18 protein-coding genes are annotated in these 17703 nt (G+C 62.8%); 9 read left to right on the top strand and 9 right to left on the bottom strand.

Annotation, left to right across the window (positions count from 1 at the left end):
* Positions 1-98 precede the first annotated feature (98 nt).
* Genes WDZ97_RS02665 through ftsB form a run of 4 tightly spaced genes read left to right on the top strand, consistent with a single transcriptional unit; the run spans position 99 to position 4280 of the window.
* Positions 99-1778: a CTP synthase gene (locus WDZ97_RS02665; RefSeq protein ID WP_020165116.1), complete on the top strand. Its 1680-nt coding sequence runs from the start codon at positions 99-101 to the stop codon at positions 1776-1778.
* Positions 1779-1788: 10 nt separating this feature from the next.
* Positions 1789-2631, top strand: a complete 843-nt coding sequence (gene kdsA, locus WDZ97_RS02670; RefSeq protein WP_304004972.1) for a 3-deoxy-8-phosphooctulonate synthase — start codon at positions 1789-1791, stop codon at positions 2629-2631.
* 59 nt (positions 2632-2690) lie between these two features.
* Positions 2691-3977, top strand: coding sequence for a phosphopyruvate hydratase (gene eno, locus WDZ97_RS02675; RefSeq protein WP_425761713.1), 1287 nt, complete (start codon positions 2691-2693; stop codon positions 3975-3977).
* Positions 3978-3995: 18 nt separating this feature from the next.
* The gene (gene ftsB / locus WDZ97_RS02680; protein WP_304004976.1) at positions 3996-4280 is read left to right on the top strand and encodes a cell division protein FtsB; all 285 of its coding nucleotides are present in this window, start codon (positions 3996-3998) and stop codon (positions 4278-4280) included.
* A gap of 36 nt (positions 4281-4316) precedes the next feature.
* Here the strand turns inward: ftsB and WDZ97_RS02685 are convergent, their stop codons facing one another.
* The 4 genes from WDZ97_RS02685 to WDZ97_RS02700 form a co-directional block, all read right to left on the bottom strand.
* Positions 4317-4865 (bottom strand): C40 family peptidase, encoded by a 549-nt coding sequence (locus WDZ97_RS02685; protein ID WP_425761714.1) that lies wholly within the window; start codon positions 4863-4865, stop codon positions 4317-4319.
* Complete coding sequence (locus tag WDZ97_RS02690; protein ID WP_425761715.1) at positions 4852-5553, bottom strand: SIMPL domain-containing protein; 702 nt, start codon at positions 5551-5553, stop codon at positions 4852-4854. The genes WDZ97_RS02685 and WDZ97_RS02690 overlap by 14 nt, the downstream gene beginning before the upstream one ends.
* Positions 5554-5602: 49 nt before the next feature.
* Positions 5603-5812, bottom strand: coding sequence for a hypothetical protein (locus tag WDZ97_RS02695; protein WP_304004985.1), 210 nt, complete (start codon positions 5810-5812; stop codon positions 5603-5605).
* 66 nt (positions 5813-5878) lie between these two features.
* Complete coding sequence (locus tag WDZ97_RS02700) at positions 5879-6409, bottom strand: gamma carbonic anhydrase family protein (protein WP_020165110.1); 531 nt, start codon at positions 6407-6409, stop codon at positions 5879-5881.
* A gap of 382 nt (positions 6410-6791) precedes the next feature.
* On the opposite strand from WDZ97_RS02700, the gene WDZ97_RS02705 reads away from it, so the two are divergent.
* From WDZ97_RS02705 to WDZ97_RS02725, 5 genes are all read left to right on the top strand, one after another.
* A complete protein-coding gene (locus WDZ97_RS02705; RefSeq protein WP_425761716.1) occupies positions 6792-7058 on the top strand; it encodes a hypothetical protein in 267 nt (88 codons plus the stop codon).
* A 210-nt stretch (positions 7059-7268) separates the two neighbouring features.
* Positions 7269-8399, top strand: a complete 1131-nt coding sequence (dndC, locus tag WDZ97_RS02710; RefSeq protein ID WP_425761717.1) for a DNA phosphorothioation system sulfurtransferase DndC — start codon at positions 7269-7271, stop codon at positions 8397-8399.
* Entirely contained in the window at positions 8392-8607 is a 216-nt protein-coding gene (locus WDZ97_RS02715; RefSeq protein WP_425761718.1) for a DNA modification system-associated small protein, read from the top strand. Before dndC ends, WDZ97_RS02715 begins: the two co-directional genes overlap by 8 nt.
* Before the next feature lie 12 nt (positions 8608-8619).
* Positions 8620-10692, top strand: coding sequence for a DNA sulfur modification protein DndD (dndD, locus tag WDZ97_RS02720; protein ID WP_425761719.1), 2073 nt, complete (start codon positions 8620-8622; stop codon positions 10690-10692).
* A complete protein-coding gene (locus WDZ97_RS02725; RefSeq protein WP_425761720.1) occupies positions 10689-12236 on the top strand; it encodes a DNA translocase FtsK in 1548 nt (515 codons plus the stop codon). Before dndD ends, WDZ97_RS02725 begins: the two co-directional genes overlap by 4 nt.
* Positions 12237-12485: 249 nt before the next feature.
* Here WDZ97_RS02725 and fchA read toward each other — a convergent pair whose 3' ends face one another.
* From fchA to glyA, 5 genes are all read right to left on the bottom strand, one after another.
* The gene (gene fchA / locus WDZ97_RS02730; protein ID WP_425761721.1) at positions 12486-13115 is read right to left on the bottom strand and encodes a methenyltetrahydrofolate cyclohydrolase; all 630 of its coding nucleotides are present in this window, start codon (positions 13113-13115) and stop codon (positions 12486-12488) included.
* Between the two features lie 3 nt (positions 13116-13118).
* Positions 13119-13979: an NADP-dependent methylenetetrahydromethanopterin/methylenetetrahydrofolate dehydrogenase gene (locus WDZ97_RS02735; RefSeq protein ID WP_020165108.1), complete on the bottom strand. Its 861-nt coding sequence runs from the start codon at positions 13977-13979 to the stop codon at positions 13119-13121.
* Positions 13980-14040: 61 nt separating this feature from the next.
* Entirely contained in the window at positions 14041-14991 is a 951-nt protein-coding gene (locus WDZ97_RS02740) for a D-2-hydroxyacid dehydrogenase (RefSeq protein WP_304004992.1), read from the bottom strand.
* A 91-nt stretch (positions 14992-15082) separates the two neighbouring features.
* Positions 15083-16273 (bottom strand): aminotransferase class V-fold PLP-dependent enzyme, encoded by a 1191-nt coding sequence (locus tag WDZ97_RS02745; RefSeq protein ID WP_043363897.1) that lies wholly within the window; start codon positions 16271-16273, stop codon positions 15083-15085.
* Positions 16274-16326: 53 nt separating this feature from the next.
* Positions 16327-17583: a serine hydroxymethyltransferase gene (glyA, locus tag WDZ97_RS02750; RefSeq protein ID WP_019917755.1), complete on the bottom strand. Its 1257-nt coding sequence runs from the start codon at positions 17581-17583 to the stop codon at positions 16327-16329.
* Between the last annotated feature and the right edge of the window lie 120 nt (positions 17584-17703).

Raw genomic sequence — 17703 nt, forward strand, 5'->3', positions numbered from 1 at the left:
GCGCAGTGTCGCCGGCAACTGCCCTGGTCAGCGCGCCGCGGTGTTCAAGGGCCGCCGCTTTTCCGGTAAACTGCGCATTTCCCGCTGCAGCGCAATACATGACCAAGTACGTATTCGTCACCGGTGGCGTGGTGTCCTCGCTCGGCAAGGGCATTGCAGCCGCCTCGCTGGGCGCGATTCTCGAATCGCGCTCCATCCGTGTCACCCACCTCAAGCTCGACCCCTACATCAACGTCGATCCGGGCACGATGAGCCCGTTTCAGCATGGTGAGGTCTTCGTCACCGAAGACGGGGCGGAAACCGATCTCGACCTCGGCCATTACGAGCGCTTCACCAGCGCCAAGATGGGCAAGCGCAACAACTTCACCACCGGCCAGATCTACGAGTCGGTGATCAAGAAGGAGCGCCGTGGCGAGTATCTGGGCAAGACGGTGCAGGTGATCCCGCACATCACCGACGAGATCAAGGCCTATGTGAAGCGTGGCGCCGAAGGCGCCGACGTAGCCATCGTCGAGGTCGGCGGTACGGTGGGCGACATCGAATCGCTGCCCTTCCTCGAAGCGATCCGCCAGATGGGCATCGAAGAGGGCCGTGGCAACACCTGCTTCATGCACCTGACGCTGGTGCCCTACATCGCCACCGCCGGCGAACTGAAGACCAAGCCGACCCAGCATTCGGTCAAGGAACTGCGCGAGATCGGCATCCAGCCGGACATCCTGCTGTGCCGCTCCGACCGCGTCGTACCCGACGACGAACGGCGCAAGATCGCGCTGTTCACCAATGTGCTGCCGGAAGCGGTCATTTCGGTCACCGACGCCGACAGCATCTACAAGATCCCGGCCATGCTGCACAACCAGATGCTGGACGAGATCGTCTGTCACAAGCTGAACATCCTCGCCCGCGCGGCTGACCTCAGTGCCTGGACTCGCCTGATCGACGCGCTGGAGCATCCCGAGCGCGACGTGGACATCGCCTTCGTCGGCAAGTACGTCGACCTGACCGAGTCCTACAAGTCGCTGTCGGAAGCACTGGTGCATGCCGGCATCCACACCCGCTCGCGCATCAACATCCACTACATCGATTCGGAAGCGATCGAGCGCGCCAGCGACGGCGGCCGCGCGCTGCTCGACCCGATGGACGCCATCCTGGTGCCCGGCGGCTTCGGTCGCCGTGGTGTCGAGGGGAAGATCGCCGCCATCCGCTACGCACGCGAGAACGGCGTGCCCTACCTGGGAATCTGCCTCGGCATGCAGCTGGCAGTGGTCGAGTACGCCCGCAATGTGGCCGGCCTGACCGGTGCGCACAGCACCGAATTCGAGCGCAACGCGCCGCACCCGGTGATCGGTCTGATTACCGAGTGGATGAGCGCCGAGGGCAAGCTCGAACGCCGCGATGAGTCGTCGGACATCGGCGGCACGATGCGTCTGGGCGGCCAGAACTGCAACCTCGCCGAAGGCAGCCTGGCGCGCGACATCTACGGCGCCGCGACCATCGTCGAGCGTCATCGTCACCGCTACGAGGTCAATAACCAGTACCTCGCCCAACTCGAAAAGGTGGGTCTGCGCGTGTCCGGCCGTTCGCAGGATGCGACCGACCCGCTGTGCGAAATGATCGAACTGCCGGACCACCCGTGGTTCGTCGCCTGCCAGTTCCACCCCGAATTCACCTCGACGCCGCGCGCCGGCCATCCGCTGTTCTCCGCCTTCGCCCGCGCGGCCATCGCCCGCCAGGACGCTCGCGGTGCGGTCAAGCGGTCCGTGCGCAAGGTGACGGGCTAAGGAGATCGCCATGAAACTGTGCGGATTCGACGTCGGCCTCGACCAGCCCTTCTTCCTGATCGCCGGCCCCTGCGTGATCGAGTCGCGCGAAATGGCCTTCGACACGGCAGGCAAGCTGAAGGAAATCACCGCCCGACTGGGCATTCCCTTCATCTACAAGTCGTCCTTCGACAAGGCCAACCGCAGCTCGGGCAAGAGCTATCGCGGCCCGGGCATGGAAAAGGGCCTGGAAATCCTGGCCGACGTGAAGCGCGAGCTGAATGTGCCGGTGCTGACCGACGTGCACACCGCGGAAGAGGCGCCCATCGTCGCGCAGTACGTCGATGTGCTGCAGACGCCGGCCTTCCTGTGCCGCCAGACCGACTTCATCCACGCCTGTGCCGCTACCGGCAAGCCGGTGAACATCAAGAAGGGCCAGTTCATGGCGCCGGGCGACATGAAGAACGTGGTCGACAAGGCGAAGGAAGCGAACGGCGGCGCGGACACCATCATGGTGTGCGAGCGCGGTGCCTCCTTCGGCTACAACAACCTCGTGTCCGACATGCGGTCGCTGGCCATCATGCGCAACACCGACTGCCCGGTCGTGTTCGACGCGACGCACTCGGTGCAACTGCCGGGCGGGCAGGGCAGTTCTTCGGGCGGACAGCGCGAGTTCGTGCCGGTGCTGGCGCGTGCTGCGGTGGCCGTGGGCATCGCCGGCCTGTTCATGGAAAGCCACCCGAATCCCGAGAAGGCGATGTCGGACGGCCCCAATGCGTGGCCGCTGCCGATGATGGAAGCGCTGCTGACCCAGCTGCGCGACCTCGACGCCGTCACGAAGAGGCACGGATTCCTCGAATCCGCCTTCGCCTGATGGCGCGGGACACGATCAAAATTCGAATTCAATAAATTTACTGAGGACCTGGAGCGACCATGAGTGCAATCGTCGATGTCGTCGCGCGCGAGATACTGGATTCGCGCGGCAATCCCACTGTTGAAGCGGACGTGCTGCTCGAGTCGGGCGTCATGGGCCGCGCCGCCGTGCCGTCCGGCGCCTCGACCGGTTCGCGCGAAGCCATCGAGCTGCGCGACGGTGACAAGGACCGTTACCTCGGCAAGGGCGTTCTGGCCGCCGTCGAGAACGTCAATACCGAAATTTCGGAAGCCATCATCGGTCTGGATGCCGAAGAGCAGGCCTTTATCGACAAGACGCTGATCGAGCTCGATGGCACCGAGAACAAGTCGCGCCTCGGCGCGAACGCCACGCTGGCGGTGTCGATGGCGGTGGCCAAGGCGGCTGCCGAAGAGGCCGGCCTGCCGCTGTACCGCTACTTCGGCGGCTCGGGTGGCATGGCGATGCCGGTGCCGATGATGAACGTGATCAACGGCGGCGCGCACGCCAACAACAGCCTGGATTTCCAGGAATGCATGATCATGCCGGTCGGCGTGACCAGCTTCCGCGAAGCGCTGCGCATGGGCGCCGAAGTGTTCCACGCGCTGAAGAAGCTGACCGACAAGAAGGGCTACCCGACCACGGTCGGTGACGAAGGCGGTTTCGCACCCAACGTCGGCAGCGCTGAAGAAGCACTGAACATGATTCTGGACGCCGCCTCGGCCGCCGGCTACGAGCCGGGCCGCGACCTGGTGCTGGCGCTGGACTGCGCCGCCTCCGAGTTCTACAAGGACGGCAAGTACCACCTCGAAGGCGCCGGCCTGACCATGGAATCGGCCCAGCTGGTCGATTACCTCGCCACGCTGGCCGACAAGTTCCCCATCGTCAGCATCGAGGACGGCATGGCGGAGAACGACTGGGACGGCTGGAAGCTGCTGACCGAACGTCTGGGCAGCCGCGTGCAGATCGTCGGCGACGACCTGTTCGTCACCAACACCAAGATCCTGAAGGAAGGCATTGCCCGCGGCATCGCCAACTCCATCCTGATCAAGATCAACCAGATCGGCACGCTGACCGAAACCTTCGCCGCCGTCGAGATGGCCAAGCGCGCGAGCTACACCGCCGTCATTTCGCACCGCTCGGGCGAAACCGAGGACAGCACCATCGCCGACATCGCGGTCGGCCTGAACGCGATGCAGATCAAGACCGGTTCGCTGAGCCGTTCGGACCGCATCGCCAAGTACAACCAGCTGCTGCGCATCGAAGAAGATCTCGGCGATACCGCGTGGTACCCGGGCGCTTCGGCGTTCTACAACCTGCGCAAGTAAGCGGGCAGGTCGGCGATCATGGTCCGCCACTGGCCGTCCTTGTTGCTGGTGGCGCTGATCGCCGCGCTGCAGTACCCGCTCTGGCTCGGCAAGGGCGGGTGGCTGCAGGCATGGGAAGCCGAGCGTGCGCTGGAAGCGCAGCGCGCGCTCAACACCCGGCTCGAAGCGCGCAACGTCGCGCTGGAGGCGGATGTGAAAGACCTCAAGACCGGCTTTGACGCGGTCGAGGAGCGCGCACGCATCGAACTGGGCCTGGTCAAGCCGGGCGAGGTGTTCGTGCAGGTGCCGCGCAGCAAGCCCTGACCCCCGTCAGGCGGATTTCGTCGTTTTTCCGGATGTTCAGACGTCGCGACGCAGCGTGCGCAGCCCGCTGATGCGCGCAGCGAACCAGCCGCTGTCCAGCGCATCGGTGCGCACATACTTTCCGCGCGTGCTCGGCGCGTGGATGAAGCGCCCCTCGCCGGCGTAGATGCCCATATGTGAATGCGGCTTGCCGCTGGTGTTGAAGAACACCAGATCGCCCGGCTGCAGCGACGCACGATCGACCGGGCGCGCCAGGCGGGCGATCTGCGCCGCGTTGTGCGGCAGGCGGATGCCAGCCACCTGCTCGAATATCCAGCTCACCATGCCGCTGCAGTCCAGCCCGCTGTCCGGGTTGCGACCGCCGAAGCGGTACTGGTTGCCGATCAGCCCGAGCGCGTAGATCACCGCGTCCTGCGCGTGGGCGTCGTCGGCCAGCTGCAAGGCCGTCGTCGGTGCCGTCGGCGGTGTCTGTACGACAGGCGGCTGTGGTGCGGCCGGCGCATCGGGCGCTGGCGCCGGCAGCGTGCCGCAGCCCGCCAGCAGCAGCGCTGCGGTGAGCGTGAGCGCCTGCTTACTTGCGGTCAATCTCGATCTGTCCGCTGATGTTCACGCTGACGCGCGATTCACCGGCCTCGACCGGCATGTCGGCCATTGCCGCCTCGGCCATCGCCACCTTGCTGCGCATCAGCGGGCGCGGCGGCGGCATGCCGGAGGTGTTGTTCACGTTCATGTGCAGCACGCGCCAGTTGCCGCCGAGCGACGCGGCAACGATCTTCGCGCGTGCATTGAAGGCGGCGATGGCGTCGCCGATGGCAGCGTTCTCTGCTTCGCGCGCGGTGTCCTCGCTCGGCTCCAGTGTCAGCTGGCCGACCGCCAGCTGCGTCTGCAGCTTGCCCAGCAGTTCGGACAGCGCCGCCTGATCTTTCGACTCCAGCAGCAGTTCCGAGCGCATGCGCCAGCTTTCGATGGTGCGGCCGTTCTTGCTGTAGACCGGATAGGTCGATGTGTTGCCGCTGCGTACCTTCACGCTGGTGTAGGGCTTGGTCGTGGCGAGGGCGGCCTGCATCGCCGCATTCACCTTCTTCGCGAGCGGTCCGGGCGTGGTGTCGCCCAGTTCGATGTAGGCCTGGGCGCGCGCGAGATCGTTCGGTGCGAGGCGGGATGCTTCGGCGTTCAGGTCGACCACGATGCCTTCGCGCCGCGCGGCAGACGGTTCGGCCGCATTCGCGCCGGACACGCAGGCTGCAAGCAGCAGCCAGAGGGGGAATTTCATTTGTGCTCCCGCAATCGTCATGACGACGGGAGTATAGCGGCCGGGGATTTCAGCGGCGACGGTGGATGTCCCGCTCTTCGTCGGCCTTGATGCGCACCGGCACGCGGGCGTGCTCTTCGCCCATCGCCGACAGCAGTGCGACGCCGAGCAGCGCAAGATAGGTCAGCACCGCCATCACGGTGGTTTCGCCGCTGGCAGCCAGCATGACGGCCGGCAGCACGTGGGCGCCGGTGAAGAAGAAGTGGGTGCGCTGGGTCATTGCAGTCTCCCGATGTCGGTGGTTCACCGGGATAACGACCGCCCGCGCGCCGTGCTGAAGGGTACGTCAGTCTCTGGGGACGGCCTGCAGACTGTCGCGGTACAGGCGCGACTTGTCGACATAGCCGGCGGCGCTGCGCATCAGCCCCTCGACCTCTTCGTCGGTGAGCTGGCGCACCACGCGGCCGGGCGAGCCGAGCACCAGAGAGCGGTCGGGAATGACGCGACCCTCCGGAATCAGTGCATTGGCGCCGATCAGGCAGTTGCGACCGATCACTACGCGGTTGAGGATGACGGCGTGAATGCCGACCAGCGAGCCGTCGCCGACCGTGCAGCCGTGCAGCATCGCGTGGTGGCCGATGGTCACGTCGGTGCCTATGGTCAGCGGCACGCCGTCGTCGATGTGCAGCACCGCGCCATCCTGTACATTCGAGCGCTCGCCGATCGAGATGTGGTCGTTATCGGCGCGGATGACCGCACCGAACCACACGCTGGTGTCCGCCTTAAGTTCGGCATCGCCGATGATGCTCGCGCTGGGCGCGATCCAGGTGCTGGAATGGACGACAGGTGTCTTGCCGTCGAGGGCGTACAGACTCATGCGGACTCCCGGCTGCCGCGACCGTGCGGTCGGGCGAAATATCCTGAAAACCTCAGTTGATCGGCGTGGTGGGTGCGGTTCGCGGGGTGTACGGCAAGGCGCGAGGACGCGGCAGGATGGATCCCTGCAAGGACGAGTAACGCAGCCGGGCGCCCCGCGAACCGTACACGCGACGTCGAAGCGGTCTCACCCGGAGGGTAAGCGATGCACACTGACGAATGTCCTTGAAGGACAGAGCTTTCAGTTTCATAGCAAGCGGTCAACTGAGGTTTTCAGGATCATGGTGCAACGCAACCAGGGTCGCGATTGTACGCGCATGCCTTGGTACCGGCGCAAGCGGCAGGCCGCGGGAACGCTTGTTCCGACATGGGAAAGGATTGCGATGAACGAAGCACTGGGCCGTTCGCTGGCCGATTTCGAAGCGGGGCGCATCGACATGGATGCGCTGATTGCCACCTGGCGTCGCCATGGCGTGGATGACGCGACGCTGCCGGCCAAATGGCGCGAAGTGCTCGACGGCCTGCTGATGCGGCTCGAATCGGCGCGGCTGTTTTCGGGCGAGAGCTGTTCGTTCAGTCAGGGCGAACTGCTGGCGACGATGCGCGAATGGCTGAACCGGGTGCAGGCGCAGATGCAGGCGCAGCAGTAGGCGCACGCATGCGCTGGACGGACTCGTAAGACGAAGATGTTATAAGTCGAGGGTAGCCCGACGTGCTCGCGCCACGGGCAACCTTGCGCCTTAAGGTGCATCTATTTAAACTTAAATATGTTCGGGCAACAGCTCGCGTTTGTTTCTTGGGAGGGCGCAGCCCTTGTGCCCGCCGTACGGCGGTCATCCCAAGCCGACTTGGAACCATTCGTGTCATTTGAGCTTGAGGACGGCCGCCCAGTCGCAGACCGCTGGCGGGAAATTGTTTGCCATGTGAAAGAGGAGTACCTTTCCACAACGCAAGAGTACCCTTGGATTGTTGGCTTCTCGGGCGGCAAAGACTCGACAGTGGTCGCCCATGCCGTGTTCGAGGCGCTCTTGGCTATTCCGCCTTCGCGCCGGACGCGCCAGGTTCACATCGTCTCCAACGACACCATGGTGGAGAGCCCGTTGGTCATGGCTCACTTGGACGATGTTTCGCGCCTTATAGAAGGCGCGGTGGGTAGTCTCGAGCTGCCCATCACCGTCGCGCGCACCAAACCAGATCTAGACAAGACCTTCTGGGTGCTGCTTATCGGCAAGGGCTACCCAAGCCCAAACTCGCAGATGCGCTGGTGCACGGATCGCCTCAAGATTCAGCCGACGAGCTCCTACATCCGTGAGAACGTCTCCAAGTTCGGCGCAGCCATTGTGGTCTTGGGCGTTCGTCGCTCGGAAAGTATCCGCCGGATGCAGACCATCAATAAGTACGAGAACGTCCGAGGCACGAATCTCAACGAGCATGCCAGTGTGGCGGGTGCGCTCATTTACCGGCCCATCGTCGACCTGTCCACGGACGACGTCTGGGAGATTCTGGGCTCCTTCCCGGCGCCGTGGGGCGGCACGCACCGCAAGCTGTTCCAGCTCTACCGTGACGCTGAGGGCGGCGAGTGCCCGGTGGTTCTCAGCAAGGAAGAAGCACCGGGCTGCGGAACGAAAAACAGCCGCTTCGGCTGCTGGACATGCACCGTGGTTGAGAAGGACAAGAGCCTGCAAGGCTTCATCGACTCCGGACAGCACGCATATAAGCCTTTGGTTGCATTTCGCGATTGGTTGGTCGACATCCGAAACGACCCGACGCGCCGCAGCGCAATTCGACGGAACGGCCGGCTTACCTTCGATGTGTCAGGTAAGCACATTCCTGGACCTTTCACCATTCATGCGCGCCGCGAGATTCTCGAGCGTTTGTTGCAGGTGCAAGAGGAATTCGGGGCTCAGCTCATCAGCAGGGACGAGGTAGACCTGATTCATAAGCTGTGGGCGGAGGATTTGCAAACGGAGGAGGGACTTGCCAATGTCTGAGATGATTCAAGAAGAAGCGAGCGTAGCTGATTTGCCTCTGTGGGCTGACACCGACGCCAACACCCGGCTTTCAGCCGTCTGCGAGAAGCACAAGGTTCCCCTCGACGTTCTTACCGAGCTGGTTGCTCTTCAAAGAGAGCGCCAGCATCAGGAGCGAGCTCATGGCATCTTCATGCGGTTCGAGGAAATCCTCGGAAGAATGGATTGAGGGAGACGCATCTTGTGGATTTCCAAGATAGAGCTGACGAACTTCAAGAGCTACCCCCACGCTGAATTCGACTTTCCCGAGCCGATCGATGGACGAAACATCGTGCTCATCGGTGGCATGAATGGTTACGGAAAGACGTCTATCCTTGAAGCGCTTTACCTCGCCCTCTACGGCAAAGATGCCATTATTCACTTGGCGCGCGCCGGACTGAAGACCGATGACATCAAGGGCTATCCGACGTTTCTTGAGCGAGCGTTCAACGGCGAGGCCAAGCGCGACGGCCAGGACTCGATGGCGGTTCGCGTCGTCATCAACCGGACAAAGACGAAGGCCATCGACATCCGGCGACGCTGGTACTTCAAAAGCGTCACTGGCTCATGGACTCGCGACGAGGAGGCTGTCGTCCGCGAGGTATTTCGTGACGTCCCGGACACCCCGAAGAAGGACGGCAAAAACGGCTTCCTTCTCTCGGACATGCTGGACGACCACTTCGTGCCGGCTCATATTGCGCCCTTTTTCTTCTTCGACGGCGAAGAGGTCAAGAAGCTGGCCGACCAAGCTCGCATCGAGCAAGTCAAGCAAGGGTTGGAAGGCCTGCTTGGAGTCGTACTTCTGCGCCAACTCGCCGACCGCTTGAAGGATTTCGAGGCGGGCAAGCGCTCGACTGTGTCCAGCGTCGATGAAGAAAACATCCAGCGCATGTTGGAGTCGCTCACGGCTGACGAGACGCGTTTGGCTGCGCTGCAGCGCGACTCCTCTGAAAGCTCAGAGCGCTTCGCACAGCTTAAAGGTGAGCGTGAATCGTTCATCGAGCGCATCACTGCTGCGGGCGGTGGTGGCGGCGACATCGCTACGGTAAAGGACCTAGTTGAAGAGCGCGAAGGGCTGCGCAACACTCAAAGAGATGTTCAAAAGCAGTTGGAGCGCATCCTTGCCGACAAACTGCCCTTTCACTTGATGCCGCGTGCGCTTCTCACGGAGTTCAAAACACAGCTCGAAAGCGAGATTGCGCTGGCGGAGTGGGAGGCTGAATGTCGGTCCCTGCAGCCAAAGCGTGACAAGTTCGAGTGGGCCTTCCTCGGCGCAACTTCGCCGGAATTCAAGCCTGGACTGACGCCGGAGCAGTTGGCCGTCATCAAGATGCGGATTGAGACGGCGTGGGCCTCGTTGTTCCATCCGCCGCCCAAGAACTGTGCCGAGACTGTCGTGCACGGCTACATGCATGACGAGTTGAGGCAGCGAACACTGTCGTTTCTCGGATCGCTTTCGGTCGGGCAGCAAGATGTTCACGACCTTCTGTCCCAGCAGCGAAGCCTGACAGAGCAGATTGACGAGCTAGGTCGCAAGATTTCTCGCGTGGAAGGAATCGACCGAGATGGGACGATGGCCACTCTGAAGGGGGAACTTAAACGCGTCTCGGATGAAATTGAAGCTCTCGAGGCGCACATTCGCTCCGAAGACCGAGAGGTGGCGAGCCTTGAGGTCGCGGTTAACAATACGAGGTCGCGCTACCTTCAGGAGAAGAAGCGCCTCGATGACACCAGCCCCACACGCAGTCTGCTTAACAAGTCCGAACGTGTACGCGCCGTCATCGATGAAGTCGTTCCGTTGCTGTTCCCCTTAAAGGTGCAGGCCTTGGCGACGGCGATGACCAAGGTATATAAGCAACTGGCCCACAAGGACCAAGTGGCGAAAATCGTTATCGACAACGATGGCACCACTCGCATCCTGGGTAAGACCGGTAAGGACATTGTCTTCGACCGCTCCGCTGGTGAGAACCAAATATTCGCCACAGCGCTCATCGCAGGGTTGGCGCAGGTGTCTGGTGTTAAGGCGCCGCTGGTGGTCGACACCCCGCTGGGCCGGCTAGACAGCCGGCATCGAGCCAATATCTTCCAGTTCTGGACAAGCGACGCAAACCGGCAAGTCATCTTGTTGTCCCAGGACAAAGAGATCGATATGGACTTCTTTAAGCGCATCAAGGACAACGTGTCGGTTACCTACTTACTTGATCATTCAGACGTTGGCGACGGCATCGGCCGTACGACCGCCCGACGCGACAAGTATTTCGGAGCCAACCGATGAGCGACCTCGACCTTTCGCAAGTTCTCAGCTTGCGGTACCGCACCAGCGCCGAGGCAGATAAATATACGGAGCAACTGCAGCGCAATCTGGCGCTGGCGACGAAGGCTCAGGTTGCCCGATTGGCCATCGGCCGATCGCTAGCCATGGGGCGACTCCCCGACGGCCAAGTCGACTCCAAGGGCATGGACATTCCTGCCACATCTCTTTTCTCGCCGGAGAACATCGGCGCATGGGTAGGGCTTCTAGCCACGCACGCTCGCGCCACGGGGTCAGAGCAGGTGTCATCTCAGGAGAGTCTTCGGGGTGCGATCCGAGCGCACTGGCATCGAGGTGCCGTAGCACTATGGGGTGACTGGACATCGTCTGACCGGGACTACGACCGATTCATCGAAACCCTCGTGCGTCGCTCAGAAATGCCGGACTTTGCTGACCAGCAACCGGACGATGAAGACGCCAGCCAGCAAGGCGATGCAAAGGAGCCCGTGGCTCCAGCCGACGCATCTGCTCAACTGACCAAAGCGCTTGCCGAGCTTGGCATCAAGGTGCAGGTCAAGGAGGTCATCCAGGGGCCGCGGCTGACCCGGTACAGAGTCCTACTGGTCAACCTAGCCGATCTGGGCAAGCTCAATCGCAGCGTTGCCCAGCTTGGCTTGGCCATGAACCTGGGTCAGGAGGCGGCTACGGTCTCAAACGGGGACGAGCCCAAAACGGTGTTCATCGACCTGCCACGCCCTCGCTCGTCTTGGACGGCGGTGGGTATCGAGCGTCTGCGCGATTGGTCGCATACCGCCTCGAAGGATACAAACCAACTATTGCTATATGCAGGTGTGTCGGTCACCGGGGAGGACGTCGTCCTTGACCTTGCGACTGCGCCGCATTTGCTGGTCGGTGGCACAACGGGCTCCGGCAAGAGCGTGTGTCTGCACTCCTTCCTCCTGTCGCTGCTGCTTCGGCACAAGCCCGACACGCTGCAACTAGCGCTCATCGACCCGAAGCAGGTTGAATTCAAGCCTTATGGGAAGCTGCCGAACCTTTACCGCGGCGAAATTGCCACGGAGGTACCGCCTGCGCGCGAGATGCTGGCTGAGCTTGTCGCTGAGATGGATGCCCGCTACGCGCTCTTCAATCATCTGGGGGTCGCGAACATCTCGGAGGCCCGAAAGAAGGGACAGAAAATGCCATCTATCGCGGTCTTTATCGAAGAGATGGCGGACTTGGTCATGCAAGACCAGAACGTTGAGCCGCTTATCTCCCGGCTAGCCCAGAAAGCGCGGGCGGCCGGTATCCATTTAGTGCTGGCAACGCAGCGGCCCGATGCCGAGACGTTTAGCGGCTTGATTCGTAGCAACGTACCCGGCCGCGTGGCGTTAACGGTCCAAAAGGGCACAGAGTCGAACATCATCCTCGACGAGAAAGGTGCGGAGAACTTGCTTGGCCAGGGCGACATGCTGCTGAGGCTTCCGGGGGAAGCTCCGCGCCGGGCTCACGGCGTGTTCGTTAAGCAGGAGAACGTGGCCCAGATTCTTGCGTCCCTCTTCAAGTGAGAAGGACGTAATTGATGTGCCGGCTTCAAGCATTTCGGTGCGTAGGCGACCGCCGCCTAGCTGGCTTTCGGCAATCTCACCCTTTGCCTTTGCCGCTATCGAGTGTTTCCGAGGCCGTCTGAATCGCTCCGGGTCCTCTGGACACCAAGCTGCCTAAGAGCGATGCTTGATGGAGGACTGTGTTCTCCCATCCCCACTGAACGAAAAAAGGGCGCCCGCAGGCGCCCCTGAAGATGCCGAGCAGGCGGGTCAGAGCTTGCTCTTCACAACTTCGACGACACGGTCAGCCTCGGCCACCCACTTGGCCAGCAGGGCGTCGGTTTCGGTACGGCGCGAAGCGGCGAAATCGGCGTCCTTGATGCTGGGCACGTTGATGTCGACGTTCAGCGCAGCCGAACGCAGCGCGGCGACGGCGGCCAGAGCGGCCACACCGGCGTCCGATACGACGTTCTTGTTGCCCTTCTCGGCGGCGACCAGCGACAGCGCGATCACGTCGGCGCAGGCGCGGGCGCAGGCCAGCGGCGCGTCGGTGGCCTTCTTCAGACCGTCCTGGATCGCGGCCGAACGGGCGGCCTTCTGCTCGTCGGTGTCCTTCGGCAGACCGTAGGCGGCCATCAGGCCGTCGAAGGCTTCGACGTCGGCGCGGATGAAGTCGGTCAGCTGGGCGCGCAGGGCTTCCGCCTTGGCCAGCAGATCCTTCATTTCGCCTTCGACTTCGACATAAGCCTTCTTGCCGATGGTCAGGTTGCACACCATGCTGACCAGTGCCGCGCCCATGCCGCCCATGATGGCCGCGGCGCTGCCGCCGCCCGGGGTCGGCGCGCTGGAGGCGAGCTCGTCGAGGAAGGTGGTGACCGGCTTGTCCTTGATCATCGTCATGGCTCAGCCCACCATGGTTTTCGCCATCGCGTAGATTTCCGACGCGTCGAGCGAAATGTCGTTGCTTTCGAACAGCTTGCCGACGCATGCGCGCTGCAGCGCGATCTTCAGCGCGCCGAAGCCGATGGCGCCGAACACGATCTTGCCGTGCTTGACCACGCCCTTGTCCATCATGTCGATGCCTTCGATGCCCAGCGGCGGCGTCGCGTTGGCGTCGGCAATCATCTCGAGCGTCGGGTTGTCCTTCCAGTGGCGCTCTTCCAGCAGCTGGATGCCGCCCGCGCCGGTCGCGATGACCACGTTCGCGCCTTCGATGGCACGGCCGCGCGCGTCGTTGTCAGCCGCTTCGGCGACCGCGACGTCGAGGTTGAAGTTGGCCTTGAGCTGCTTGGCGGCTTCTTCGGCGGTGGCGATCTTGCGCGACACCAGCGTCACCGTGGCGCCCTCGCTGGCCAGCATCACGGCAGCGCGCGTGCCGACCGGGCCGGTGCCGCCGAGGATGACCGCCTTCTTGCCCTTCAGCGAACCGCTGTGCGCCAGCCAGGCGACGCAGGCGGCTGCCGTGGTGTTCGAGCCGTTCGAGTCGAGCATCACCGACACGCGGAAGTTCGAGAAGAACTTCTTCTTGACCGCCTTGAACAGCGTTTCGCCTTCGGCCATGTTGCTGCCGCCGATGAAGATGGCGGTGTTCTTCTTGTCCTTTGGTGCGCGGGTGAAGATCGCACCGTCGACCATGGCGCCGACGTTGTGCGGATGCACGCCGCCGTAACCGATCACGTGGTCCGCGCCGCCGTCGTGGCACACGACGCTGTCGAACACCGACGGATGTTCATCGGTATCGAATTGGTAAAGCAGTTTTTTCATTGTGATGTCTCGGAGGTCTGAAAGAGGGTAGGCCGCCGGCCGCACAGCCGGCGGACTCTGATCAGGTCACGGTGTTGACCGGGCTGCCCTTGACGTAGGCTTCGACGTTGTCGATCAGCTGGTCGGCCAGGAACTGCATCGCGCCGTCCGAGGCCCAGGCCACATGCGGGGTCAGGATGAAGTTGGGCAGGCGCAGGTCGAGCAGCGGGTTGCCTTCCTTCGGCGGTTCCTTGGTCAGCACGTCGAAACCGGCGCCGCCGATGATGCCTTCCTTCAGCGCGGTGACGAGGTCTTCCTCGTGCACCAGCCCGCCGCGGGCGGTGTTGATCAGGATGGCGCTGCGCTTCATCTTCTTGAACTGCTCCATGCTGAACATGTTGCGGCTTTCCGGCGTCAGCGGGCAGTGCAGAGAGATGATGTCGGACTGGGCCAGCACTTCTTCCACCGGCGTGAATTCCACGCCCGGCGCCTTCGGGCCCGGATGGTCGGCGAACAGCACCTTCATGCCGAAGCCACGGGCGATCTTGGCCGTGCCCTGACCGAGCACGCCTTCACCGAAAATGCCGATGGTGCTGTCGAAGAGGTCGTAGATCGGGTGGTCGAAGAAGCAGAACTGGTCCACTTCCTGCCAGCGGCCGCGCTCGACGTCCTGGCGGTAGGCGATGATGCTGCGGCGCAGGGCCAGGATCAGCGCGAACGCGTGTTCCGGCACGGTGTGCACCGCGTAGTTGCGGATGTTGGACACGACGATGCCGCGCTCGCGGCAGGCCGGCACGTCGATCACGTCGTAGCCGGTGGCGGCCACGCCGATCATCTTCAGGTTCGGCAGCTGGGCCAGCACGTCGCCGCGCAGCGGCACCTTGTTGGTGATGGCGACGGTGGCGTCCTTCAGGCGTTCGACGATCTGGTCCGGGGCGGTGGTGTCGTACTCGGCCCAGGTGTGGTCGAAGGACGGACGACGGACATTGGCCTTCAGCGTGGAGCGGTCGAGAAACACAACGTGGTGCGACATGTCTCTTCCTTCTGTTCTATGGATGTAAAAGGCCGGGCGAACCCGGCCGAGCAGCAGACACGCAGGCCCGCCGGAGCGGGCCGCCGCAATATTACTTCGCCTGCGGAGCGTTCGTGCGCCAGTAGGTCGAGGCAGCCGCCACGCCCGAACCCGGGGTGACGTTGATGCCGTTGTCCAGCATCGACATTTCGGCACCGGCGATCGCGCTCATCAGCGACAGCGCGTTCAGGTCGCCGAGGTGACCGATGCGGAACACCTTGCCGGCAACCTTCGACAGGCCGGCGCCCAGCGACAGGTTGTACTTGTTGTACGCGTTGCTGATCACCTTGGCGGCGTCGAAACCTTCCGGCACCAGGATGGCGCTGACGGTGTTCGAGTACCACTCCGGCGCCTTGGCGCACAGGTTCAGCTTCCAGCCTTCCTGGACCGCGGCGCGGACACCGTTGGCCAGGTATTCGTGGCGGGCGAAGATGTTCTCCAGGCCTTCCTCGAAAATGGTGTTCAGCGCTTCACGCATGCCGTACAGCATTGGGATCGACGGCGTGTAGGGGAAGTAGCCGGTGGCGTTGTTGCGCATCATGTCGCCGATGTCGAAGTAGCAGCGACGCGAGGTCGCGGTTTCCATCGCCTTCAGCGCCTTCGGGCTCATGCCCAGGATGCCCATGCCGGCCGGCAGCATGAAGCCCTTCTGCGAACCGGACACCGTGCAGTCGACGCCCCACTCGTCCATGCGGAAGTCGATCGACACCAGCGACGACACGGTATCGACCATCAGCAGCGCCGGGTGGTTGGCGTTGTTCATCGCCTTGCGCACCTTGGCGATGTCGCTCGACACGCCGGTGGCGGTCTCGTTCTGGCAGGCCAGCACGGCCTTGATCTTGTGCTCCTTGTCGGCGCGCAGGATCTCTTCGTACTGGTCGTAAGGCACGCCGGTGCCCCACTCGACGTCGAGCACCTGGACTTCGAAGCCCAGACGCTGCGCCATGTCGGCCCACAGGTGGCTGAACTGGCCGAAGCGCGAGCACAGCACCTTGTCGCCCGGCGACAGCGTGTTGGTCAGCGCCGCTTCCCACATGCCGGTGCCGGATGCCGGGAAGGTGAAGATGGTGCCTTCGGTCGTCTTGAACACCTTCTTCAGATCGGCCAGCACCGACAGCGCCAGTTCCGGGAACTTGGGCGAGCGGTGGTCTTCCTGCGGCACGACCATGGCGCGCAGGATGCGCTCCGGCGTGTTGGTGGGACCAGGCACGTAAAGATGGTTACGACCGGCGATTCGAGACATGGCGAAACTCCTGTAATTGCTTTGAAAGGTGTCGGGGTGGCTGACCGCTTGTTTTATTTGTTGCGGCCGTAGACCGGGAACGCGTCGCACAGCTTGGTGACGTCGGCGACCACGCGTGCGATCACGGCGTCGTCGTTCGGTGCGTCCAGCACGTCCACGATCAGATTTGCAACTTGCTTCGCCTCGGCTTCCTTAAAGCCGCGGGTCGTCATGGCAGGGCTGCCGATTCGAATGCCACTGGTCACGAACGGCTTTTGCGGGTCGTTCGGGATGGCATTCTTATTGACCGTGATGTGTGCACGGCCCAGCGCTGCTTCTGCGTCCTTGCCAGTGATGTTTTTGGCACGCAGATCGACGAGGAACAGGTGGGACTGGGTGCGGCCCGAAACGATGCGCACGCCACGCTCGACGAGCGTTTCGGCCATCACCTGGGCGTTCTTCAGCACCTGTTGCTGGTAAGTCTTGAATTCCGGGGTCGCGGCTTCCTTGAAGGCGACAGCCTTGGCGGCGATCACGTGCATCAGCGGACCGCCCTGGATACCCGGGAAAATCATCGAGTTCAGCGGCTTCTCGAACTCCGCCTTGGCCATGATCACGCCACCGCGCGGGCCGCGCAGGGTCTTGTGCGTGGTCGAGGTGACGAAGTCGGCGATGCCGATCGGGCTCGGGTACAGGCCGGCAGCGACCAGGCCGGAGTAGTGGGCCATGTCGACCAGCAGGTAGGCGCCGACCGAATCAGCGATCTCGCGGAAGCGCTTGAAATCGATGTGCAGGGCGTAGGCGGAAGCACCGGCCACGATCATCTTCGGCTTGTGTTCCTTGGCCAGCGCTTCGACCTGTGCGTAGTCGATCGCTTCGGTTTCCGGATCCAGGCCGTACGCCACGCCCTTGTAGATCTTGCCGGAGAAGTTCACCGACGAACCGTGGGTCAGGTGACCGCCATGCGCCAGCGACATGCCGAGGATGGTGTCGCCCGGCTGCAGCATCGCCATATAGACACCGGCGTTGGCCTGCGAACCCGAATGCGGCTGCACGTTGGCGTATTCGGCGCCGAACAGTGCCTTGAGGCGATCGATCGCCAGCTGTTCCGCGACGTCAACATGCTCACAGCCACCGTAGTAACGCTTGCCCGGATAACCTTCGGCGTACTTGTTCGTCAGTACGGAGCCCTGAGCTTCCATGACCGCCGGGCTGGCGTAGTTTTCCGACGCGATCAGCTCGATGTGGTGTTCCTGACGGGCGTACTCCGCTTCCATGGCGGCCCACAGTTCGGGGTCGGAATGGGCGATGGTCTGTTTCGGGTCAAACATTCGGATTACCTTTCTGATGTGAGCTTTCGGCCCGCGTCCTCTGCAGGCCTTATGAAGTAATACAAGGCAAGCAGACTATATCTGATGGATCAAGGGCCTCGTATCGGACTTTCTTATTGC

The sequence above is a fragment of the Methyloversatilis sp. MC4-4 genome (genome assembly GCF_049843555.1).
In the GTDB taxonomy this organism is placed as follows: Bacteria; Pseudomonadota; Gammaproteobacteria; order Burkholderiales; family Rhodocyclaceae; genus Methyloversatilis; species Methyloversatilis discipulorum_B.